Source organism: Streptococcus sp. 68, from assembly GCF_013277415.1.
Lineage (GTDB): Bacteria > Bacillota > Bacilli > Lactobacillales > Streptococcaceae > Streptococcus.
On the sequence record NZ_VMMX01000013.1, the window covers coordinates 25,088 to 44,537 of the forward strand.

General features: G+C 39.3%; 21 protein-coding genes, 1 tRNA gene and 2 pseudogenes. 11 read left to right on the forward strand and 13 right to left on the reverse strand.

The genetic code is table 11. The features are described from left to right. Positions 1-24: 24 nt before the first annotated feature. Positions 25-924, reverse strand: a complete 900-nt coding sequence (htpX, locus tag HT720_RS08145; protein ID WP_050261483.1) for a zinc metalloprotease HtpX — start codon at positions 922-924, stop codon at positions 25-27. Position 925: 1 nt separating this feature from the next. Next, entirely contained in the window at positions 926-1,486 is a 561-nt protein-coding gene (locus HT720_RS08150) for a LemA family protein (protein WP_000219846.1), read from the reverse strand. A 93-nt stretch (positions 1,487-1,579) separates the two neighbouring features. Between HT720_RS08150 and rsmG the strand changes: the two genes are divergently transcribed. Together rsmG and HT720_RS08160 are read left to right on the forward strand one after the other, a co-directional pair. Continuing rightward, positions 1,580-2,293 carry a 16S rRNA (guanine(527)-N(7))-methyltransferase RsmG gene (gene rsmG, locus HT720_RS08155; protein WP_173275557.1) on the forward strand — a complete coding sequence of 238 codons (714 nt, stop codon included), beginning with the start codon at positions 1,580-1,582 and terminating at the stop codon, positions 2,291-2,293. 204 nt (positions 2,294-2,497) lie between these two features. Then, entirely contained in the window at positions 2,498-3,781 is a 1,284-nt protein-coding gene (locus HT720_RS08160) for a solute carrier family 23 protein (protein WP_173275560.1), read from the forward strand. A 95-nt stretch (positions 3,782-3,876) separates the two neighbouring features. Here the strand turns inward: HT720_RS08160 and ffh are convergent, their stop codons facing one another. The 3 genes from ffh to HT720_RS08175 form a co-directional block, all read right to left on the reverse strand. Beyond that, entirely contained in the window at positions 3,877-5,448 is a 1,572-nt protein-coding gene (gene ffh / locus HT720_RS08165; protein ID WP_173275563.1) for a signal recognition particle protein, read from the reverse strand. An 11-nt stretch (positions 5,449-5,459) separates the two neighbouring features. Continuing rightward, the gene (locus HT720_RS08170) at positions 5,460-5,792 is read right to left on the reverse strand and encodes a putative DNA-binding protein (protein WP_000402071.1); all 333 of its coding nucleotides are present in this window, start codon (positions 5,790-5,792) and stop codon (positions 5,460-5,462) included. A gap of 99 nt (positions 5,793-5,891) precedes the next feature. Continuing rightward, a complete protein-coding gene (locus HT720_RS08175; protein WP_173275566.1) occupies positions 5,892-6,269 on the reverse strand; it encodes a DUF1934 family protein in 378 nt (125 codons plus the stop codon). A gap of 71 nt (positions 6,270-6,340) precedes the next feature. Here HT720_RS08175 and HT720_RS08180 point away from each other — a divergent pair, with 71 nt between their 5' ends. From HT720_RS08180 to HT720_RS08190, 3 genes are read left to right on the forward strand one after another with little or no spacing between them, the layout of a single operon-like run. Further along, positions 6,341-7,645, forward strand: coding sequence for an HD domain-containing protein (locus HT720_RS08180; RefSeq protein ID WP_173275569.1), 1,305 nt, complete (start codon positions 6,341-6,343; stop codon positions 7,643-7,645). A 12-nt stretch (positions 7,646-7,657) separates the two neighbouring features. Next, on the forward strand, positions 7,658-8,464 hold the full coding sequence (gene yidA, locus HT720_RS08185; protein WP_173275572.1) for a sugar-phosphatase: 807 nt from the start codon (positions 7,658-7,660) through the stop codon (positions 8,462-8,464). A gap of 42 nt (positions 8,465-8,506) precedes the next feature. After that, positions 8,507-9,505 (forward strand): SAP domain-containing protein, encoded by a 999-nt coding sequence (locus HT720_RS08190; RefSeq protein ID WP_173214150.1) that lies wholly within the window; start codon positions 8,507-8,509, stop codon positions 9,503-9,505. 225 nt (positions 9,506-9,730) lie between these two features. Here HT720_RS08190 and HT720_RS08195 read toward each other — a convergent pair. The 6 genes from HT720_RS08195 to HT720_RS08220 all read right to left on the reverse strand — a co-directional run bounded on the left by HT720_RS08195 (position 9,731) and on the right by HT720_RS08220 (position 11,830). Further along, positions 9,731-9,802 (reverse strand) — tRNA-Arg (locus HT720_RS08195). 42 nt (positions 9,803-9,844) lie between these two features. After that, a complete protein-coding gene (gene rplS, locus HT720_RS08200) occupies positions 9,845-10,192 on the reverse strand; it encodes a 50S ribosomal protein L19 (protein WP_001068669.1) in 348 nt (115 codons plus the stop codon). 118 nt (positions 10,193-10,310) lie between these two features. Next, positions 10,311-10,640, reverse strand: a complete 330-nt coding sequence (crcB, locus tag HT720_RS08205) for a fluoride efflux transporter CrcB (RefSeq protein WP_173214148.1) — start codon at positions 10,638-10,640, stop codon at positions 10,311-10,313. Next, positions 10,634-11,008 (reverse strand): fluoride efflux transporter CrcB, encoded by a 375-nt coding sequence (crcB, locus tag HT720_RS08210; RefSeq protein WP_173214145.1) that lies wholly within the window; start codon positions 11,006-11,008, stop codon positions 10,634-10,636. Before crcB (HT720_RS08210) ends, crcB (HT720_RS08205) begins: the two co-directional genes overlap by 7 nt. Beyond that, positions 11,005-11,271, reverse strand: coding sequence for a chorismate mutase (locus tag HT720_RS08215; protein WP_000362440.1), 267 nt, complete (start codon positions 11,269-11,271; stop codon positions 11,005-11,007). Before HT720_RS08215 ends, crcB (HT720_RS08210) begins: the two co-directional genes overlap by 4 nt. A gap of 115 nt (positions 11,272-11,386) precedes the next feature. After that, a complete protein-coding gene (locus HT720_RS08220; protein WP_001162125.1) occupies positions 11,387-11,830 on the reverse strand; it encodes a flavodoxin in 444 nt (147 codons plus the stop codon). A gap of 103 nt (positions 11,831-11,933) precedes the next feature. Between HT720_RS08220 and HT720_RS08225 the strand changes: the two genes are divergently transcribed. From HT720_RS08225 to HT720_RS08240, 4 genes are all read left to right on the forward strand, one after another. After that, positions 11,934-12,869 carry a bifunctional oligoribonuclease/PAP phosphatase NrnA gene (locus tag HT720_RS08225; protein WP_173275576.1) on the forward strand — a complete coding sequence of 312 codons (936 nt, stop codon included), beginning with the start codon at positions 11,934-11,936 and terminating at the stop codon, positions 12,867-12,869. Between the two features lie 95 nt (positions 12,870-12,964). Further along, complete coding sequence (locus tag HT720_RS08230) at positions 12,965-13,207, forward strand: type B 50S ribosomal protein L31 (RefSeq protein ID WP_000710764.1); 243 nt, start codon at positions 12,965-12,967, stop codon at positions 13,205-13,207. Between the two features lie 190 nt (positions 13,208-13,397). Beyond that, a complete protein-coding gene (locus HT720_RS08235) occupies positions 13,398-13,682 on the forward strand; it encodes a type II toxin-antitoxin system RelB/DinJ family antitoxin (RefSeq protein WP_000213594.1) in 285 nt (94 codons plus the stop codon). Next, a complete protein-coding gene (locus tag HT720_RS08240) occupies positions 13,672-14,031 on the forward strand; it encodes a type II toxin-antitoxin system RelE/ParE family toxin (protein ID WP_112445221.1) in 360 nt (119 codons plus the stop codon). Before HT720_RS08235 ends, HT720_RS08240 begins: the two co-directional genes overlap by 11 nt. 223 nt (positions 14,032-14,254) lie before the next feature. Here HT720_RS08240 and HT720_RS08245 read toward each other — a convergent pair whose 3' ends face one another. Further along, on the reverse strand, positions 14,255-15,652 hold the full coding sequence (locus HT720_RS08245) for an N-acetylmuramoyl-L-alanine amidase (protein ID WP_173275579.1): 1,398 nt from the start codon (positions 15,650-15,652) through the stop codon (positions 14,255-14,257). Positions 15,653-16,035: 383 nt separating this feature from the next. Here HT720_RS08245 and HT720_RS08250 point away from each other — a divergent pair, with 383 nt between their 5' ends. Further along, entirely contained in the window at positions 16,036-17,295 is a 1,260-nt protein-coding gene (locus HT720_RS08250) for a CAP domain-containing protein (RefSeq protein ID WP_173275582.1), read from the forward strand. A gap of 164 nt (positions 17,296-17,459) precedes the next feature. Here the strand turns inward: HT720_RS08250 and HT720_RS08255 are convergent. Beyond that, positions 17,460-17,940 (reverse strand): annotated as a pseudogene (locus tag HT720_RS08255) (transposase); the annotation flags it as partial. A gap of 169 nt (positions 17,941-18,109) precedes the next feature. Here HT720_RS08255 and HT720_RS08260 point away from each other — a divergent pair. After that, a pseudogene (locus HT720_RS08260) lies at positions 18,110-19,416 on the forward strand (transposase). Positions 19,417-19,450: the final 34 nt, after the last annotated feature.

The following is a 19,450-nucleotide window of genomic DNA, read 5'->3' on the forward strand; positions in this document are numbered from 1 at the left end:
CCAGAGATGACCTCTGGATTCTTTTTACATATGTTTTAAACGTTCAATCCGTTCTGAAATAGGTGGGTGGGTATAAAAGAGTTTTTGGAACCCTCCCCCTTTCTTAGGATCATTGATATAAAGTGCACTGCTGGCATCATCGACAGGACGACTCATGGGTTTACTATTATCCAACTTACGTAGAGCATTGATCATCCCTTGAGGATTACGAGTCAACTCGACACTGGAAGCATCAGCTAGGAATTCCCTCTGACGAGAAATAGCTAGTTGCACCAAGGTTGCAGCGAGAGGAGCCAGTACAATAGCTAGTAGAGAAACCACGAGCATAATGATTTCTAAGCCATTTCCTTCTCGGTCATCGTCACTTCGTCTACGGCCTGCTCCACCCCACCACATCATACGACCTGCCATACTAGAAAGCAAGGTGATAGCACTAGCAAGGGCGACAGCAATAGTCGAAATACGGATATCGTAATTACGAATATGACTGACTTCATGTCCCATAACAGCTTCTAGTTCCTCACGATTCATGATAGCTAGGAGACCTGAAGTCGCAGCAACAGCAGCATTTTGAGGGTTAGAACCTGTCGCAAAGGCATTTAAGGCTGGATCATCAATGATGAAAACACGGGGCATAGGAATCTGAGCCACCATAGCCATATCTTCTACTACATGGTAGAGGTCTGGTGCCGTTTGTTCATCCACCTCACTCGCTCCATTCATGGACATGACAATCTCTGTCGATTGAAAAATCATGGACAAGGCATAGATAAAGCCGATAATCAGTGCGATAACCAAACCACCAAGCCCAGATCGCATAAAAAGGTAACCAACCGCATAGCCAACAAGAGCTAAGAGTAGGAAAAACACCAGCAACAAAATCCACGTTTTTCGTTTATTGCTTGCAATTTGATCAAACAACATCTTAGTCACCTAAACCGCTAAAATCAACCTTAGGAACTGCCTTTTCCTCTTCTGGAGTTTGAAGGAAATCTGCTGCTTTAAATCCAAACATTCCAGCGATAATATTGCTTGGGAAAGTTTCTAATTTTACATTGTAGTTGCTGACAACACTGTTGTAGAGTTGTCGAGAGTAAGAAATTTTATTTTCTGTGTTTGTCAACTCCTCTTGCAATTTAACAAAGTTTGCACTAGCTTTCAAATCTGGATAGCTTTCTGCAACTGCAAAAATACCTGAAACCTGACGAGTGAGGGCATCACTAGCTTTCATAGCTTCTGCTGGTGAAGTCGCTGCCGCCACTTGGTTACGAAGTTCTGCCACCTTTTCAAGGGTAGAACCTTCATATTTAGCATAACCTTTTACAGTTTCAATCAAGTTTGGCAAGAGGTCATTTCGACGTTTCAACTGAACATCAATCTGACTCCAAGCCTCCTTGGTTTGCATACGATTTTTAACCAAACCGTTATAGCTAACAATCACAAAAATAACAACAAGAGCCAAAACTCCAAGAATAATCCAAGTCATGATATAAGTCCTTTCTGCTTTTAGATTAGTACCAGTATATCAAATTTTTTATGATTGTGGTAAAATAAGATGATACTAAAGAAGGAAATAACTATGAAACCAGAAACATTTTACAACTTGCTTGCCGAGCAAAATCTTCCACTTTCGGACCAGCAAAAACATCAATTTGAACGTTATTTTGAACTCTTGGTCGAGTGGAATGAAAAGATTAATTTAACAGCCATTACGGACAAGGATGAAGTTTATCTCAAACATTTTTACGATTCGATTGCACCCATTCTTCAAGGTTTGATTCCTAATGAAACTATCAAACTTCTTGATATTGGAGCTGGGGCAGGATTTCCTAGTCTTCCCATGAAAATCCTCTATCCTCAGTTAGATGTGACCATCATTGATTCGCTCAATAAGCGTATCAACTTCCTCCAACTTTTGGCTCAAGAACTGGATTTGGACGGTGTTCATTTCTACCATGGACGTGCCGAAGATTTTGCACAGGACAAAAACTTCCGTGCTCAATATGATTTTGTAACAGCTCGTGCGGTTGCCCGCATGCAGGTTTTATCTGAATTGACAATTCCTTACCTTAAAGTTGGCGGAAAACTATTGGCACTCAAGGCCAGCAATGCGCCTGAAGAATTATTAGAAGCTAAGAATGCCCTCAACCTCCTCTTCAGTAAAGTCGAAGACAATCTCAACTACGCCCTACCAAATGGAGATCCACGTTACATCACAGTGGTGGAAAAGAAAAAAGAAACACCAAATAAATATCCACGTAAGGCTGGCATGCCCAATAAACGCCCGCTTTAATCTTTTTAGTAAAAAAATATTTACAAAGTTTGTAATTTTTGCTATACTATCACAAGCAAAGGTTTTTAATGTCATCCCGTGAGGTGACGAAGACGCAGAAATATTTGAAACTCTTTAAAATCTATATTTTAAAGAAGTCTTACTCTGAGGGCCTATTGCTGTAAAATAATGGGCTCTTTTTTGATGCCCAAAAGTGAGGTTTATATGAAACAAGAATCAACTGTTGATTTGTTACTAGACGTTGACCAACGTCCTTCGGCTGGAAAAGGAATTCTCCTTAGTTTCCAACACGTTTTCGCCATGTTTGGTGCGACCATCTTAGTACCATTGATTTTGGGAATGCCTGTATCTGTTGCCCTTTTTGCTTCAGGTGTTGGAACACTCATCTACATGATTTCAACTGGTTTTAAAGTTCCAGTTTATCTAGGTTCTTCATTCGCCTTTATCACAGCTATGTCACTGGCTATGAAAGAAATGGGTGGTGATGTATCTGCTGCTCAAACAGGGGTTATCTTGACTGGTTTGGTCTATGTCCTTGTGGCTACCAGCATCCGATTTGTAGGAACAAAATGGATTGATAAACTCTTGCCACCAATCATTATCGGTCCTATGATCATCGTTATCGGTCTTGGACTTGCAGGTTCAGCTGTTACCAATGCAGGTCTTGTAGCAGACGGAAATTGGAAAAATGCTCTTGTAGCAGTTGTTACTTTCTTGATTGCTGCCTTTATCAATACAAAAGGAAAAGGCTTCCTACGAATCATTCCATTCCTCTTTGCCATTATCGGTGGTTACCTCTTCGCACTAACTCTTGGCTTAGTTGACTTTACACCAGTTCTTAAAGCTAACTGGTTTGAAATTCCTGGTTTCTACTTGCCATTTAGTACTGGTGGTGCCTTTAAAGAGTACAATCTTTACTTTGGTCCAGAAACCATCGCCATCTTGCCAATCGCTATCGTAACAATTTCTGAACATATCGGAGACCATACTGTTTTGGGTCAAATCTGTGGCCGTCAATTCTTAAAAGAACCAGGTCTTCACCGTACTCTTCTTGGTGACGGTATCGCAACTTCTGTTTCTGCCTTCCTTGGTGGACCAGCCAATACAACTTACGGAGAAAATACAGGGGTTATCGGTATGACTCGTATCGCTTCTGTCTCAGTCATCCGTAACGCTGCCTTCATCGCAATTGCCCTTAGCTTCCTTGGTAAATTCACTGCCTTGATTTCAACCATTCCAAACTCTGTTCTTGGTGGCATGTCAATCCTTCTCTATGGAGTTATCGCCAGCAACGGTTTGAAAGTTTTGATTAAAGAACGTGTTGATTTCGCTCAAATGCGAAACCTGATCATCGCAAGTGCTATGTTGGTGCTTGGACTTGGAGGAGCTATCCTTAAACTTGGTCCAGTTACTCTTTCAGGTACTGCCCTATCAGCCATGACAGGAATCATCTTGAACTTAATCTTGCCATACGAAAATAAAGACTAAACATCTAAACACATCAAAAAACGAGCATTTCCAATTATGGAAGTGCTCATTTTTCTTCTTTCTAAAAAAGGAAAGCCCTGCGGCCTTCCCTTGTCTTACTTGCGTTTCTTCTTCGCTTTTTTCATTTTATTCGCCATGCGTTTCATGGACTGTTTCATGGCAAATTCACCGATTTTACCTTTGAGTCCGCCACCAAATATTTGGCTCATATCTGGCATTCCTGCTCCTCCGAGAGCTGATAAGTCAGGCATACCACCTTGTCCCATCATTCCTTCAAGGGCAGACATATCCACTCCTCCCATATTTGGCATATTTTTAGGAAGGTTGTTTGGATTGATTCCCATTTGCTTCATCATCTTGTTCATGTCGCCAGACATAACACCCTGCATGAGCTGTTTAGCTTGGTTAAAGTCTTTGATGAATTTATTAACTTCGACAAAGGTATTTCCAGAACCAGCTGCGATACGACGTCGACGGCTCGGATTTAACAAATCTGGATTTTCACGCTCTTCAGGCGTCATAGAAGAAACAATGGCACGTTTGCGCGCAATCTGGCGCTCATCCACCTTCATGTTTTGAAGTGCTGGATTGTTGGCCATACCTGGAATCATCTTGAGCAAGTCTTCCATTGGCCCCATGTTTTGCACCTGATCCAACTGATCAATGAAATCATTGAAATCAAAGGTGTTCTCACGCATCTTCTCAGCCATTTCAAGGGCTTTTTGCTCGTCGTATTCTTGAGAAGCTTTCTCAATCAAAGTGAGCATATCCCCCATACCAAGGATACGGCTAGACATGCGGTCTGGGTGGAAAGTCTCAATGTCCGTAATCTTTTCACCTGTACCAGTGAACTTGATTGGTTTTCCAGTGATGTGACGAACAGATAGAGCCGCACCACCACGAGTATCGCCGTCAATCTTAGTAAGGATAACCCCAGTGACTTCCAACTGAGCATTAAACTCGCGCGCAACATTGGCCGCTTCCTGACCAATCATGGCATCAACGACGAGCAGAATTTCATTTGGTTGAGCCAAGGCTTTCACGTCACGAAGCTCATTCATGAGGAGCTCATCAATCTGCAAACGACCTGCCGTATCAATCAAGACATAGTCGTTGTGATTGGCTTGGGCTTGTTCCAAACCTTGACGAACAATCTCCACAGCTGGAACCTCTGTACCAAGAGCGAAAACCGGCACATCAATCTGTTGCCCCAAGGTTTTAAGCTGATCAATGGCAGCAGGACGGTAAATATCCGCCGCAATCATCAAAGGACGAGCATTTTCTTCTTTCTTGAGTTTATTTGCCAACTTACCTGCAAAGGTTGTTTTACCAGCCCCCTGCAAACCGACCATCATGATGATGGTAGGAATCTTAGGTGATTTGATAATTTCTGCCGTATCAGAACCTAAAACAGCTGTCAGTTCCTCATCAACGATTTTAATAATCTGTTGCGCAGGATTAAGTGTATCAATGACCTCATGGCCGACTGCACGCTCACGAACTTTCTTGATAAAGTCCTTTACAACAGGTAAGGCAACGTCGGCCTCAAGCAAGGCCAAGCGAATCTCTTTAGTTGCCTCTTGGACATCAGATTCAGAGATTTTTCCTTTTTTACGTAAATTTTTAAAGACGTTCTGCAAACGTTCTGTTAAACTTTCAAATGCCATTTTTCTTCCTCTTATTCTCTATTATCAATGCTTGTTAAAATTTCTATCTGCTCCTGCAGAAAGTTATCCTTGGGATAACGCTCCAAAATCTGATCAAAAATTTGACTACGGACAATGTAGTCCGAGTACATGTGCAATTTCATCTCATAATCTTCCAGAATCTTTTCTGTCCGCTTGATATTGTCGTAGACAGCCTGACGACTGACACCAAACTCCTCGGCAATCTCAGCGAGGCTGTAATCATCAGCATAGTAGAGCTCTATGTAGTTCATTTGCTTGTCTGTCAAAAGCGCCGCATAAAATTCAAAGAGCGCATTCATACGATTGGTTTTTTCGATTTCCATAACTTTTATTATACCAAAAAATAGCCTAATCTACCACACTAGGGAGCCAATCCAAGAAGATAGATAGCCAAATTTGAAAAATTTGAAAAAGACATAAGCCTAGCCCCAAGTAATTTCCAATTGATAGCTGGCAAAGGGATGTCCCTCTTGATTTTGTAGTTGATAATCTAGTTCAATCTTTTGCCCATCAACTTCATAGCGACTGGTTTGGATAACAAATTCCTGCATGCCCATTGGTGTAGGAATGTAGGCTAAACTATCGCTATTTTTTAGAAAGCGCATAATGGTCTTGGGATTTGAAAAACGGCTCATCACCAGTTCTTGACCATGGAATTTAATCACTACTTTTTCCTTTTCCTCATTATAGAAAAGCAGGTAGCTATAATCTCCCTTTTCATGCACTTCAACATCATAAAGCTGGTCAATCACTTCCAACTGTTCATCAAACTGAATCGTATTTCGCATCCGAATCTTCACATCAAGTCCTCTTTCTTGTCTCTTGTCCTACTATTTTACCAAAAAGAGCAGGATTTTGCTATAATGGTCATATGAACGAAAAAGTATTCCGTGACCCAGTTCACAACTACATCCATGTCAACAATCAAATCATCTATGACTTGATTAATACAAAAGAATTTCAGCGTTTGCGTCGTATCAAACAACTGGGAACTTCCAGTTATACCTTCCACGGTGGAGAACATAGTCGCTTCTCTCACTGTCTAGGAGTCTATGAAATTGCACGACGTATCACGGAGATTTTTGAAGAAAAATATCCTGAAGAATGGAATCCTGCCGAGTCTCTCTTGACCATGACCGCTGCTCTCCTACATGACCTTGGACATGGTGCCTACTCCCATACTTTTGAACATCTCTTTGATACAGATCATGAGGCCATTACTCAGGAAATCATCCAAAGTCCTGAAACGGAGATTCATCAAGTCCTGCTACAAGTGGCGCCAGATTTTCCAGAAAAGGTAGCCAGTGTCATAGACCATACCTATCCTAACAAGCAGGTCGTGCAACTCATTTCTAGTCAGATTGATGCGGACCGCATGGACTATCTCTTGCGCGACTCCTATTTTACAGGAGCATCCTATGGGGAATTTGACCTGACTCGCATCCTCCGAGTCATTCGTCCTGTCGAAAATGGTATCGCCTTTCAGCGCAATGGCATGCACGCTATCGAAGACTACGTCCTCAGTCGCTACCAGATGTATATGCAGGTTTATTTTCACCCAGCAACACGCGCCATGGAGGTCCTCCTTCAAAACCTTCTCAAACGGGCTAAGGAACTTTATCCAGAAGATAAGGACTTCTTTGCACGAACTTCCCCACATCTCCTGCCTTTCTTTGAAAAAAATGTGACCTTGTCTGATTATCTGGCTCTGGATGATGGTGTGATGAATACCTACTTCCAGCTCTGGATGACCAGTCCTGACAAGATACTCGCAGACCTGTCGCAACGCTTTGTCAACCGCAAGGTCTTTAAATCCATTACCTTTTCACAAGAAGATCAAGACCAACTCGCTAGCATGAGAAAATTGGTTGAGGACATCGGCTTTGACCCCGACTACTACACTGCCATTCATAAGAACTTTGACCTCCCTTATGATATCTATCGTCCCGAATCTGAAAATCCACGGACACAGATTGAGATTTTACAAAAAAATGGAGAACTAGCCGAACTCTCTAGCCTGTCTCCTATCGTCCAATCCCTTGCTGGCAGTCGACACGGAGATAATCGTTTCTATTTTCCAAAGGAAATGTTGGACCAAAACAGTATCTTCGCAAGCATTACCCAACAATTTCTACACTTGATTGAGAACGATCATTTTAACTCAAATAAAAACTAGAAGAGGAAATTTATGAGTATTAAACTAATCGCCGTCGATATTGACGGAACCCTAGTCAATAGCCAAAAGGAAATTACTCCTGAAGTCTTTTCTGCCATCCAAGATGCCAAAGAATCTGGTGTCAAAGTCGTCATTGCAACTGGCCGCCCTATCGCAGGTGTTGCCAAACTTCTGGACGACTTACAGTTGAGAGACGAGGGTGACTATGTTGTGACCTTCAATGGTGCCTTTGTCCAAGAAACTGCTACAGGGCATGAGATTATCAGCGAATCCTTGACTTATGAGGATTATCTTGATATGGAATTTCTCAGTCGTAAGCTCGGTGTCCACATGCACGCTATTACCAAGGACGGCATCTACACAGCCAATCGCAATATCGGAAAATACACAGTGCACGAATCAACCCTCGTCAGCATGCCAATTTTCTACCGTACACCTGAAGAAATGGCTGACAAAGAAATTGTCAAGTGTATGTTCATAGATGAGCCAGAAATCCTCGATGCTGCGATTGAAAAAATCCCAGCCGAATTTTACGAACGCTACTCTATCAACAAATCTGCTCCTTTCTACCTCGAACTCCTTAAAAAGAATGTTGACAAGGGTTCAGCCATTACTCACTTAGCTGAAAAACTCGGATTGACCAAAGATGAAACTATGGCGATCGGGGACGAAGAAAATGACCGTGCCATGCTGGAAGTCGTTGGCAACCCCGTTGTCATGGAAAATGGAAATCCAGAAATCAAAAAAATCGCCAAATACATCACTAAATCTAATGATGAATCTGGCGTTGCCCATGCCATCCGTACATGGGTACTGTAAAAGTATCATTTTTCAATAAGAATTGATTAGCAATAAAATCCAATGAATTTTTTTAGCAAACTATTTAATTTAAAACAAAATAATCATAATAGAGACACAAATTCTGATTGTAACAATTTTTACCTAAACAAATTAGAGTGCGGCCTTACTCCTGGACAACTCATACTCATAGATTGGACTCAAAAAACAGGGAGAAATTATAATTTCCCAAGATATTTTAAATACTCTCTTCAAATTGACCCTGAATCTACACACAATCAATTATACAAATTAGGATACTTCACTAAAAATAAGACTTTATCATATCTTAAAGTAGTAGAATTAAAAACTATATTATCTAAACATAATTTACCTACTTCTGGAAAAAAAGCAGAATTAATTACAAGAATAATTAATAATATCAACGTTGACAAATTAGATATTCCGTTCGAATTTAAACTAACAAAAGAAGCACAAAATCTTATTATCGAACATAGTGACTATATCAAAGCATACTATGATAAAGACATAACTATGGAAGATTATTGTAAAGAAAAAAATAATATCTCTTTTAAAGCAACTTTTGGTGATATAAAATGGAGTCTTTTAAATAAACAAGCTCATAGGAATACTGTATCAGGAGATTTTGGATGTTTATCTAACACACGAAAGGCTCAAGGAAGACATTTGGAACAAGAAGGTAATATTAAACATTATTTAATATATTACATAGAATCTTTGATAATTACTAGTTCAGGATTAGAAAACAATTTTTCAGCCACTGATTATCCAGTATATTATCCCGATTCGATACCTGACTACTCACTAAAACATATTCAAACATTAATGGAATCATTATCTGATGACGATTACGATTTTGCTTTTGATGAAGCATTATTTCGCTTCTCAATTTTGAATGCAAATCATTTTTTATCTAAAGAAGATATTGACTATTTAAGAGTTAATTTACCTTGTTCTACTGCTGAAGAAATAAACAATTACTTAAAGAAATATGAATGTTATAGTCCTTTAAATAATTTAGAACTTGACGATTTTGAATAAATTGATTATACAAACATTTATATACTCGATATAGTCTCAATTTTATCTGATGATTGCCCAAATTTTTCAATAATAAAACGCATAATATTATGGAGATAATGAACTGCACCCCAAAAGTTAGACAGAAAAAATCTAACTTTTGGGGGTCAGTACATAAATCCCCTATATTATGCGTTCTTTTAATATCAAAGACTTTTTGACAAACTTCTTTGATATCTAATTACATGCCCCCTGCAGGAATCGAACCTGCAACTACTCCTTAGGAGGGAGTTGTTATATCCATTGAACTAAGGGGGCTAGATAAAAACTCTGCTGAAAAAGCAGAGTTTTTTAGTCGAATTAACGACGGATTTCTTTGATACGAGCTGCTTTACCTTGAAGAGCACGCAAGTAGTACAATTTCGCACGACGTACTTTACCGTAACGAACAACTTCGATTTTTTCAACACGTGGAGTGTGGATTGGGAAGATACGCTCAACACCTACACCGTTAGAGATTTTACGAACTGTGTAGTTTTCTGAGATTCCAGCACCTTTACGTGCGATAACAACACCTTCAAAAATCTGGATACGTTCACGGTTACCTTCGACAACTTTCGCGTGTACACGAACAGTGTCACCAGGACGGAATGATGGGATATCTGTACGAAGTTGACCTTCAGTCAAGCTTTGGATTAATGGATTCATTTTATTCTCCTATCTTTGTCAATCTTGAGGAATCTTCCTCAGCGGATAAACTGTATTTTTGTGCGTCCATTACACACAAGATACAGTTTACCAAATTTCCACAAAAAAGTAAAGAAATTTATAGCAGAATTCCTAAAAAAATCGCAACTAAACCACCTATGTAGGTTAAGGCTAGGTAGCTATAAAATACCTTCTTATCACTTAACAGTCTTTGGAGTTCGTCATTCAAGGTAGAGAAAGTCGTTAAACCGCCACAAAATCCTGTTGCTAGAATAGCATAGACTTCCTTAGACTCTACATGATTATAGAATAATCCAATCAAAAAACAACCTAAAAGATTGGCTATGAGAGTTCCGAGGGGCAATTTAGATGCTTGATTATAGCGGGAAAAGAAATAACGTACGAGCGCTCCTAAGCCACAAGCAATTGCAAGATAGACGATTACCATTTCTTCCTCCCTAGAAAATAAGCCAAGAGTAGACCTCCACCAATACTCAAAAGCAAATACATAACTAAACTAAGATAACGCCCTGTATCAAGCAGTTTCACAGCATCAAGCATGAGACTGGAAAAAGTTGTCAGCCCCCCACAAAAACCTGTCCCCAGAGCTAAAATAACGCCTTTACTGGTTCCCTTATAGACCAAATAACCCTTGACAAGATAAACCAAGCAGAAAATGCCCAGATAGTTGACAAAGAGAGTGCCCCAAGGAAAGTCTGGACTGGCTGGTAACCAAGTGGAAACTAGGTAGCGGACAAGTCCACCCAACATAGCAGCTAGAAAAATCCCTAGCGGATAAAATTGTTCTTTTTTCATTTGATGTTTTGATCCTGATAATCACGCGAACGTTTGAGTATGTCCGAAAAAGTCGCGACAATAGTCTCCTGATAGCGCTTGTCCTCTACACGACTTCTAACCTTTTCAAAAATAACTTCTTCTCTCTTAGTATCTAAAATCGGTTTACCTGAAGCTTTCTTATAGGCAACTACCCCCTCAACCAAATGCATTCGTTCTTCTAAGAGCTTGACGATTTGGTCGTCGATTTGATCAATTTCTTGACGAATAATATCTAAATCCATACAGTCTCCTCCTTTATTTGAATTATTGTATCAAAAAGCAACCAAATAGGCTAGTAAAATCCCAACTAACGATAAGAAAAATGCACTGATTGATTACATCAGCGCACTCTTATGCTTATCCTACTTTAGCAGCCAATTCTTCTGCGAATTGTTCCAAGCGTTCAATGTCTTCTTCCTCAGCAGAGAGATCAACTTTGACACACTCTGAACCTTTTTCTGCTCCTGTCGCTACAAAAACACGGTCAAAGTCATCAACAGCCTTACAGAATTCATCGTAGAAGGTATCTCCTGAGCCGACCACTCCGTAGATTTTACCATTCAAGTTGAGATCTGCTAGGTCTTCGTAGAAGTCCATCATCTCATCTGGCAATTCTCCATCACCGTAAGTATAGGTCGCAACGATAGCGATGTCTGCTTCCAAGAAGTCTGAAGCGTCAACAGTTGTACATTCATCAACATCGACATCCAAGCCCAAGTCACGTAATTTGTCTGCTACAATATCTGCAATTTCTTCGGTATTACCGGTCATACTGGCAAATACAATTTTTGCTAATGCCATATCGTCCTCCTCAATTTATCTTTCTCCATTATATCACATCTTTTTCATTTTAAAAATAAAAATTCTTGTGCTACAATGAAATGAGAAAGAATTGAGGTTATTTATGGAAATTTGCCATCAAATTTTAGAAAAAATTAAAGAATACGACACGATTATCATTCACCGTCATATGAAACCAGACCCTGATGCCTTGGGAAGTCAGGTGGGATTGAAAACTCTTCTCAAACATCATTTCCCAGAAAAAACCATCAAAGCCGTTGGTTTTGATGAACCAACTCTTACTTGGATAGCTGAGATGGATCTTGTTGAAGATAGTGCCTACCAGGGAGCACTTGTCATCGTCTGTGATACGGCGAATACTGCTCGTATCGATGATAAGCGCTATCGTCAAGGTGATTTTCTCATTAAGATTGACCACCATCCAAATGATGATGTATACGGTGACCTATCTTGGGTAGATACTGATTCAAGTAGCGCTAGCGAGATGATTACCCTATTTGCCCAAACAACCCAACTGGCCTTATCAGATCGTGCTGCTGAGTTGCTCTTTGCAGGAATTGTTGGTGATACAGGTCGATTCCTCTACCCTTCTACCACTGCACGCACCCTCCATCTAGCTGCCTCTCTGAGAGAACAGAACTTTGACTTTGCGGCTCTCACTCGCAAAATGGACACTATGAGCTACAAAATTGCTAAACTTCAAGGCTACATCTACGACCATCTGGAAGTGGATGAAAATGGTGCAGCTCGCGTTATCCTGAGTCAGGAAATCTTAAAACGATTCAATGTCACCGATGCTGAAACTGCAGCTGTTGTCGGTGCACCTGGACGTATTGATAGTGTGAGTCTCTGGGGAATTTTTGTAGAGCAGGCTGATGGCCACTACCGCGTTCGCTTACGCAGTAAAATTCATCCTATCAATGAAATTGCCAAAGAACATGATGGAGGAGGCCACCCTCTAGCAAGCGGTGCTAATTCCTATAGTCTAGAGGAAAACGAAATCATCTACCAAAAGTTAAAAAACTTGCTTAAAAACTGATAAAATACTTGCCAAACTTTTCAGAATCTGATAGACTAGTATGGTAACAATCTATGGCTCGCAAAGAGACCATGGCAGAAAGGAACTATTGCAAAATGAAAAAAGATATCCATCCAGAATATCGCCCAGTTGTCTTCATGGACACAACTACTGGTTACCAATTCCTTAGCGGTTCAACAAAACGCTCTAACGAAACAGTTGAGTTCGAAGGCGAAACTTACCCATTGATCCGTGTGGAAATTTCATCAGACTCACACCCATTCTACACTGGACGTCAAAAGTTCACTCAAGCAGATGGACGCGTGGATCGTTTCAACAAAAAATACGGTCTCAAATAATGATAAAAAGAACAGTTTCGGCTGTTCTTTTTTCTTTCTTGAAATCAACTGCTGTTTTCATGTTCCAAACTCAAAAAAACTTTGCACTCTCGATAGCCACTCGATGGTTTTCAGAATATAGAGTTTTTTCTTGCCTAAAAAATAGAAAAGATATATACTAGCTATATATAGTATAGATTGGAGATATACCATGACGACATCACTTACTAAGCAATACAATTTTAAAATCAACGAGTCATCAATGGAACAAGCTAGAGCTATCATCAAGGAAAAAGGAATGACTATGACGGATGCTATTAGTCTTTTTATCGAGCAGATTGTTCTCGAACAGGATTTACCAATAAAAACCGCAGAAGATTTACACCGTGAACGATTGATTCAGGAGCTACAAGCCCAATCTGAACGCGCCTTAAGAGAATATGAATCTGGACAAGGAACTTCCCTAGACGATATGAGGCTACGATATGGCTTATAAAGTGATTCTATCTACTGAAGTGAGTCAGGCAATTGACAGTATTCATGACTATATTACTACCGTTCTTTTATCACCTCAGTCTGCCAAAAATACTGTTGCTAGAATTTTAGACGGCTTAAAAAGTTTAGAAACCTTTCCTGAAGCTGGCTTTGATGCAGATGAAAAAATTGGACTAAAAATCAACAGTAAGTACCCAACACGGGGAAAAATTATTGGGCAATATATCTTGCTTTACTTTATCGATCAAACCCAAAGAACTGTTTTTCTTTCCCACTTATTCCACACCAAAAGTGACTATGTTACCTTGCTACAAAGCAAAAATAATAAAAATTCAAAATCATCATTTTAATGTCCACTGCTCCCTTAATAGCCTTGTAATTATAAAGAATACAGTCTTCATTTTAACTAGAAACTCAAAAAAACTTTGCACTCTAGATAGCCACACGATGGTTTCCAGAGTACAAAGTTTTTTAATTTGACAAGATTTAGTCTTCCTTATCTTGATTTTCAGTTCCTTACCAATAAAAAACTAAGCCTAGGACAATCTCCAAAGCTTAGTTTGATCTAGTTTCTTAATTTCCAGCGTAATATTTTTGAATTCCTTTAATAATGCCTTCAACTAACTTATCTTGGTATTGGTCACTACGGATTCGTTGGTTTTCTTCTGAATTATCCATATAGCCCAACTCTAATAACACAGCAGGTTTCGCAGTCTCACGAAGAACAGCGAAGGTGGCTTGCAAAAGCCCAGCATCTCTAGCTCCTGTCTCAGTCAAGAGAGATGAATGAAGATTAGCTGCCAAACGATTACTTTCACTCATTCGGTCTGGATTATTGTGCCAGTATTGGTTAATCTTGCTCGGGTAACCTGCATCTTCCTTATAAGAATAAGTCTGTATTCCCAGATTCAGTGTTGTGTCATTCCCAGTAGCATTAAAATGAATACTAATAAAGAAGTCTGCATTCGTTTTATTTACCATACGAGAACGCTCCGTCACAAAGTCAACATCCACATCACTATCACGAGATGTTAGAACTGTATAGCCCAGTTCCTCTAAACGTTTCCGTAACTTACGAGAGACCTGTAAGTTCAAATCTTTTTCAGCTATTCCATAATAATAAGCACCCGAATCACGTCCACCATGCCCAGGATCTAGGAAGATAGTTTTAGTATAGTGTCCCTTTTCAAATCCTTTTGGAAGTTCTTGCACCCATTTACCATTATCTTTGAAAAAATGACTACTTCCATCAATAGTATAAGTTCCAGTGACATAAATGCCATCTTCTTTAAGATAATACCAAGCTTGATAATCTTGATCATAAATCCACTCTTTGTGAGCCATGTAGCCACCAGATTTTAGATAGTAAGAGCCAACCCATTGCTGTTCAGCATAATGCCCACCTGACTTGAGATAAAACCAGCTAGAGTAGTTAGGATCGTACACCCATTCTTTATCTGCCATAGCCCCACTGGATTTCAGGTAATAGTTTCCCTTCCAGGTATTAGCTATCATGACACCATTTTGATCAAATGCATACCACTTACCATTGATTTGACTCCATTGGTTAGACAGATATTTTCCTGAGCCATTGGCGTAGTACCACTTGTTAGCCATCTGATACCAGCTATTTTCAAGTAAGTAACCATCCTTATCAAATAGGTAGCCCTCATAAAGAGTATCTGTAAATTTGACACCTGTTTGACTATAATAAGTCCACTTCCCGTCTTCTTTTACCCAACCAGTTTGTAGCTTAGACTCAGTAGGAAGAGTTGGCTTTGTCTCCTGCTTACTCGAACTAGGAGTCGTTGGCTGATTTTCTGTAGCTACTTGAAAAGGACTTGCAGAGCTAGTAGTTGAACCACCGATAGAGTTATTCGTAGGATGACTAGTATCATTAGCTAAAACTGTTTGGCTAGTGAATCCAAGAAGAGTCAGAGCAAGAATCGTAAATTTCTTATATGATTTCATTTATTTAACCTTTCTAGGGGAATGGGTTCCCTGTGTTATTGAGTTCTTTGACTTCCTTGATGAAGGAAGATTTGTTCTACATCCTCTAAACTATAATTTATATGTTGTCATAGAGTGTTTAGCTTATTTAAAGATGTGAAACCTAAAAAGTATGGCTAAGTGGGAACCTTAAAAATTCAATTTCTGAGCACCTAATCTCGCTTCAGATAGTTATCGAACAAGTCGAGTAGATTTCATTAAAATCATCTATTTATATTATACACCAAATTTAAGAAAAATTTTTGCAAACATCTAAATTTAAAATAAATCTAGTCCCTAGCTATACCGAATTTTAGTTTACTCTGCCCAGTAGAGATGTTATAATAAAAATAGGAGGACACAAAATGAACAATAAAACTAAAAAGGTCACACTTGCTACAGTTTTAGTACTTTCCTTGTTAGGAGCTGGAACTCTTACATCACAATCCGTATCCGCTAATGATAGGATGGTTTCCACTCAAGCAATCAATGGTCAATCCTACAATATCTTAAACTCTGAAGTCACTAGTACTTCTTCTGGTACTACTCTAGTTGGGATTGAAGGGACTTTCTTAACGCCAGATAAACAGGCTATCTTAGACTGTATCAATGCCATTCGAAAAGAGGCAGCAGATGAAGGTCTAGTTACTAGCTATGTTCCTATCAAATGGTCAACTGCACTAGAAAAAACAGCCTTCGTTCGTGCAGCAGAAGCTTCGATCACCATTGATCACACACGCTTGTCTAGTAAGGACATTTGGAGCGCTTGGCCTTCAGGAAATTTCTCCCTTTCAGAAAATTTGGCTTGGAACTACAATGGATTTATGAAGGCCATCCAGCAATGGTATGATGAAAAAGCCGATTATGTTAAATCTCGTAGTGGTGTCAGTGTTACAGGTCAAACTGGACACTATAAATCCTTAATTGATCCAAAGCTGACCTATATGGGGCTTGCAGCCTTTGAAAACCCTGTCACTCAAAATGGATGGATTACCGTTGCACAAAGTTTCGGAACAGCATCTGGTGGCTCTGAAGAATTAGCTGGTGGTTATGGAAAGGCCATTCAATATACAGAAGCAAATTCTTCTCAGACTCAAACATTTGCAACTAAGGCGAATCTTTTTAACAAAGACTTAAAGGCTATCGGAACTCATAAAACCAAAAATGAAAATACAAATTCAAGTCAGAAACTAGACGATGAGACCAATGATCCTGCCGAATTTCTTAATCGACTAAGAAGTTGGTTCAATCATTCCCAATACTTCGGAAGTTGGATTCAATCAAACGGACGTTGGTGGTTTAAACACAATGACGGCTCATACACGAGTAATGGATGGGAAAAAATAAATAGAACTTGGTATCGCTTTGACAACTCTGGCTGGATGCAAACAGGCTGGGTGAAAGACGGTAGCTGGTACTATCTCGACGGTTCAGGCGCTATGAAGACTCGTTGGCTCAAAGATAATGGTAGCTGGTACTACCTTCAAGATTCAGGTGCTATGAAAACAGGCTGGATGAAAGTATCTGGCAAATGGTACTATGCCTATAATTCAGGTGCACTCGCAATCAATACGACTACACCTGACGGTTACCGTGTTAATTACAATGGGGAATGGGTAGGATAATTTAACACACCAAAAAGACTCTATACTATCTCACAGTGAGTAATCTTCACTTTCAGATAGTATAGAGATTTTTATTTACCTAGTATAGCTCTTATCTTAGACGTTTATAACAAACTGAAACAAGAACAAGACAAAAGCACCTCGTAAAAAGTACTGCAAGTTGCTCATACCTTTTTGAGGTGCTTTTTGATATGAGCCCATGTTTTTCAATAGGATTGTACTCAGGTGAGTAGAGAGGAAGAGGTAAAAATTTATGCCCAAACTCTTCACATAAAAGTTCTAGCTTCCCCATTCTATGGAATCTTGCATTATCCATAATAATAATAACTGATGGTGTATTTAATGTTGGTAAGAGAAACTTCTGAAACCAAGCTTCAAAAAAGTCGTTCGTCATCGTCTCTTCGTAGGTCATTGGAGCGATTAACTCACCATTCATTTGTTAACCCTGCAACCAAAGAAAATCCTCTGATATCTTCTTCCAGATACTTTACCTCTTATTAACTGACCTTTTAATGAGAGACCATATTCTGGATAAAAATAAGTATCGAATCCTGTTTCATCAATATAAACAGGTGCTAGGTGCTTTAAATTATTAAATTTTTTAAGAAATAAAGCTACTTTTTCTGGGTCTTGTTCATGGATAGTATAGTACTTTATGGTTACCGAACAAGTGTCTAATGAAAAAATTCCGGCTCTATAATATTTGTAGTGGGTAAATCCCCTATAGATATTATGGAGCCTATTTTGTTGTAGAAAAAAAGTCCCATATGACCTATAATGAAAAGCGATCAAACAACTCATTAGAAAGAATCATATGGAACAATTACATTTTATCACAAAACTACTAGACATCAAAGACCCTAATATTCAAATTATAGATATCATCAATAGGGATACACACAAAGAAATCATCGCCAAACTGGACTACGATGCTCCATCTTGTCCTTATTGTGGAAGTCAAATGAAAAAATATGACTTTCAAAAACCTTCTAAGATTCCTTACCTCAAAACGACTGGTATGCCTACTAGAATTCTATTTAGAAAGCGTCGTTTCAAGTGCTATCATTGCTCGAAAATGATGGTCGCCGAGACCTCACTCGTCAAGAAGAATCATCAAATTCCTCGTATTATCAACCAAAAGATTGCGCAAAAGTTAATTGAAAAGACTTCTATGACCGATATTGCCCATCAGCTTTCCATTTCAACTTCAACTGTCATTCGAAAGCTCAATGATTTCCACTTTAAGCATGATTTTTCTCGTCTTCCTGAGATTATGTCCTGGGACGAGTATGCCTTTACTAAGGGAAAGATGAGTTTTATTGCACAAGATTTTGATAATCTCAACATCATCACTGTTCTTGAGGGTAGAACACAAGCTGTCATTCGTGATCACTTTCTTAAATATGATAGAGCCGTCCGATGTCGAGTGAAAATCATTACTATGGATATGTTTAGTCCCTACTATGCCTTAGCTAAACAGCTTCGCTTTCGAATTTCTAGGCTCAGGCTGAAACAGTCTCCCAGACTGTTTCACTCCCATGTGCTAAAATCGTTCTAGATCGTTTCCATATTATCCAACATCTCAGCCGTGCTATAAGTCGTGTACGTGTTCAAATCATGAATCAGTTCGATCGAAAATCCCATGAATACAAAGCCATCAAACGTTACTGGAAGCTCATTCAACACGATAGTCGTAAACTCAGTGATAAGCGATTTTATCGCCCTACTTTTCGTATGCACTTAACCAATAAAGAGATTCTTGACAAGCTTTTGAGCTATTCAGAAGACTTGAAACACCACTATAATCTCTATCAGCTCTTGCTTTTTCACTTTCAGAATAAGGAACCAGAGAAATTTTTCGGACTTATTGAGGACAATCTTAAGCTGGTTCATCCTCTTTTTCAGACTGTTTTTAAAACCTTTATCAAGGACAAAGAGAAAATTGTCAACGCTCTTCAACTACCCTATTCTAACGCAAAATTGGAAGCCACTAATAATCTCATCAAGCTTATCAAGCGCAATGCCTTTGGTTTTCGGAACTTTGAAAACTTCAAAAAACGGATTTTTATCGCTCTGAACATCAAAAAAGAAAGGACGAAATTTGTCCTTTCTCGAGCTTAGCTTTTCTTCAACCCACTACAGTTGACAAAGAGCC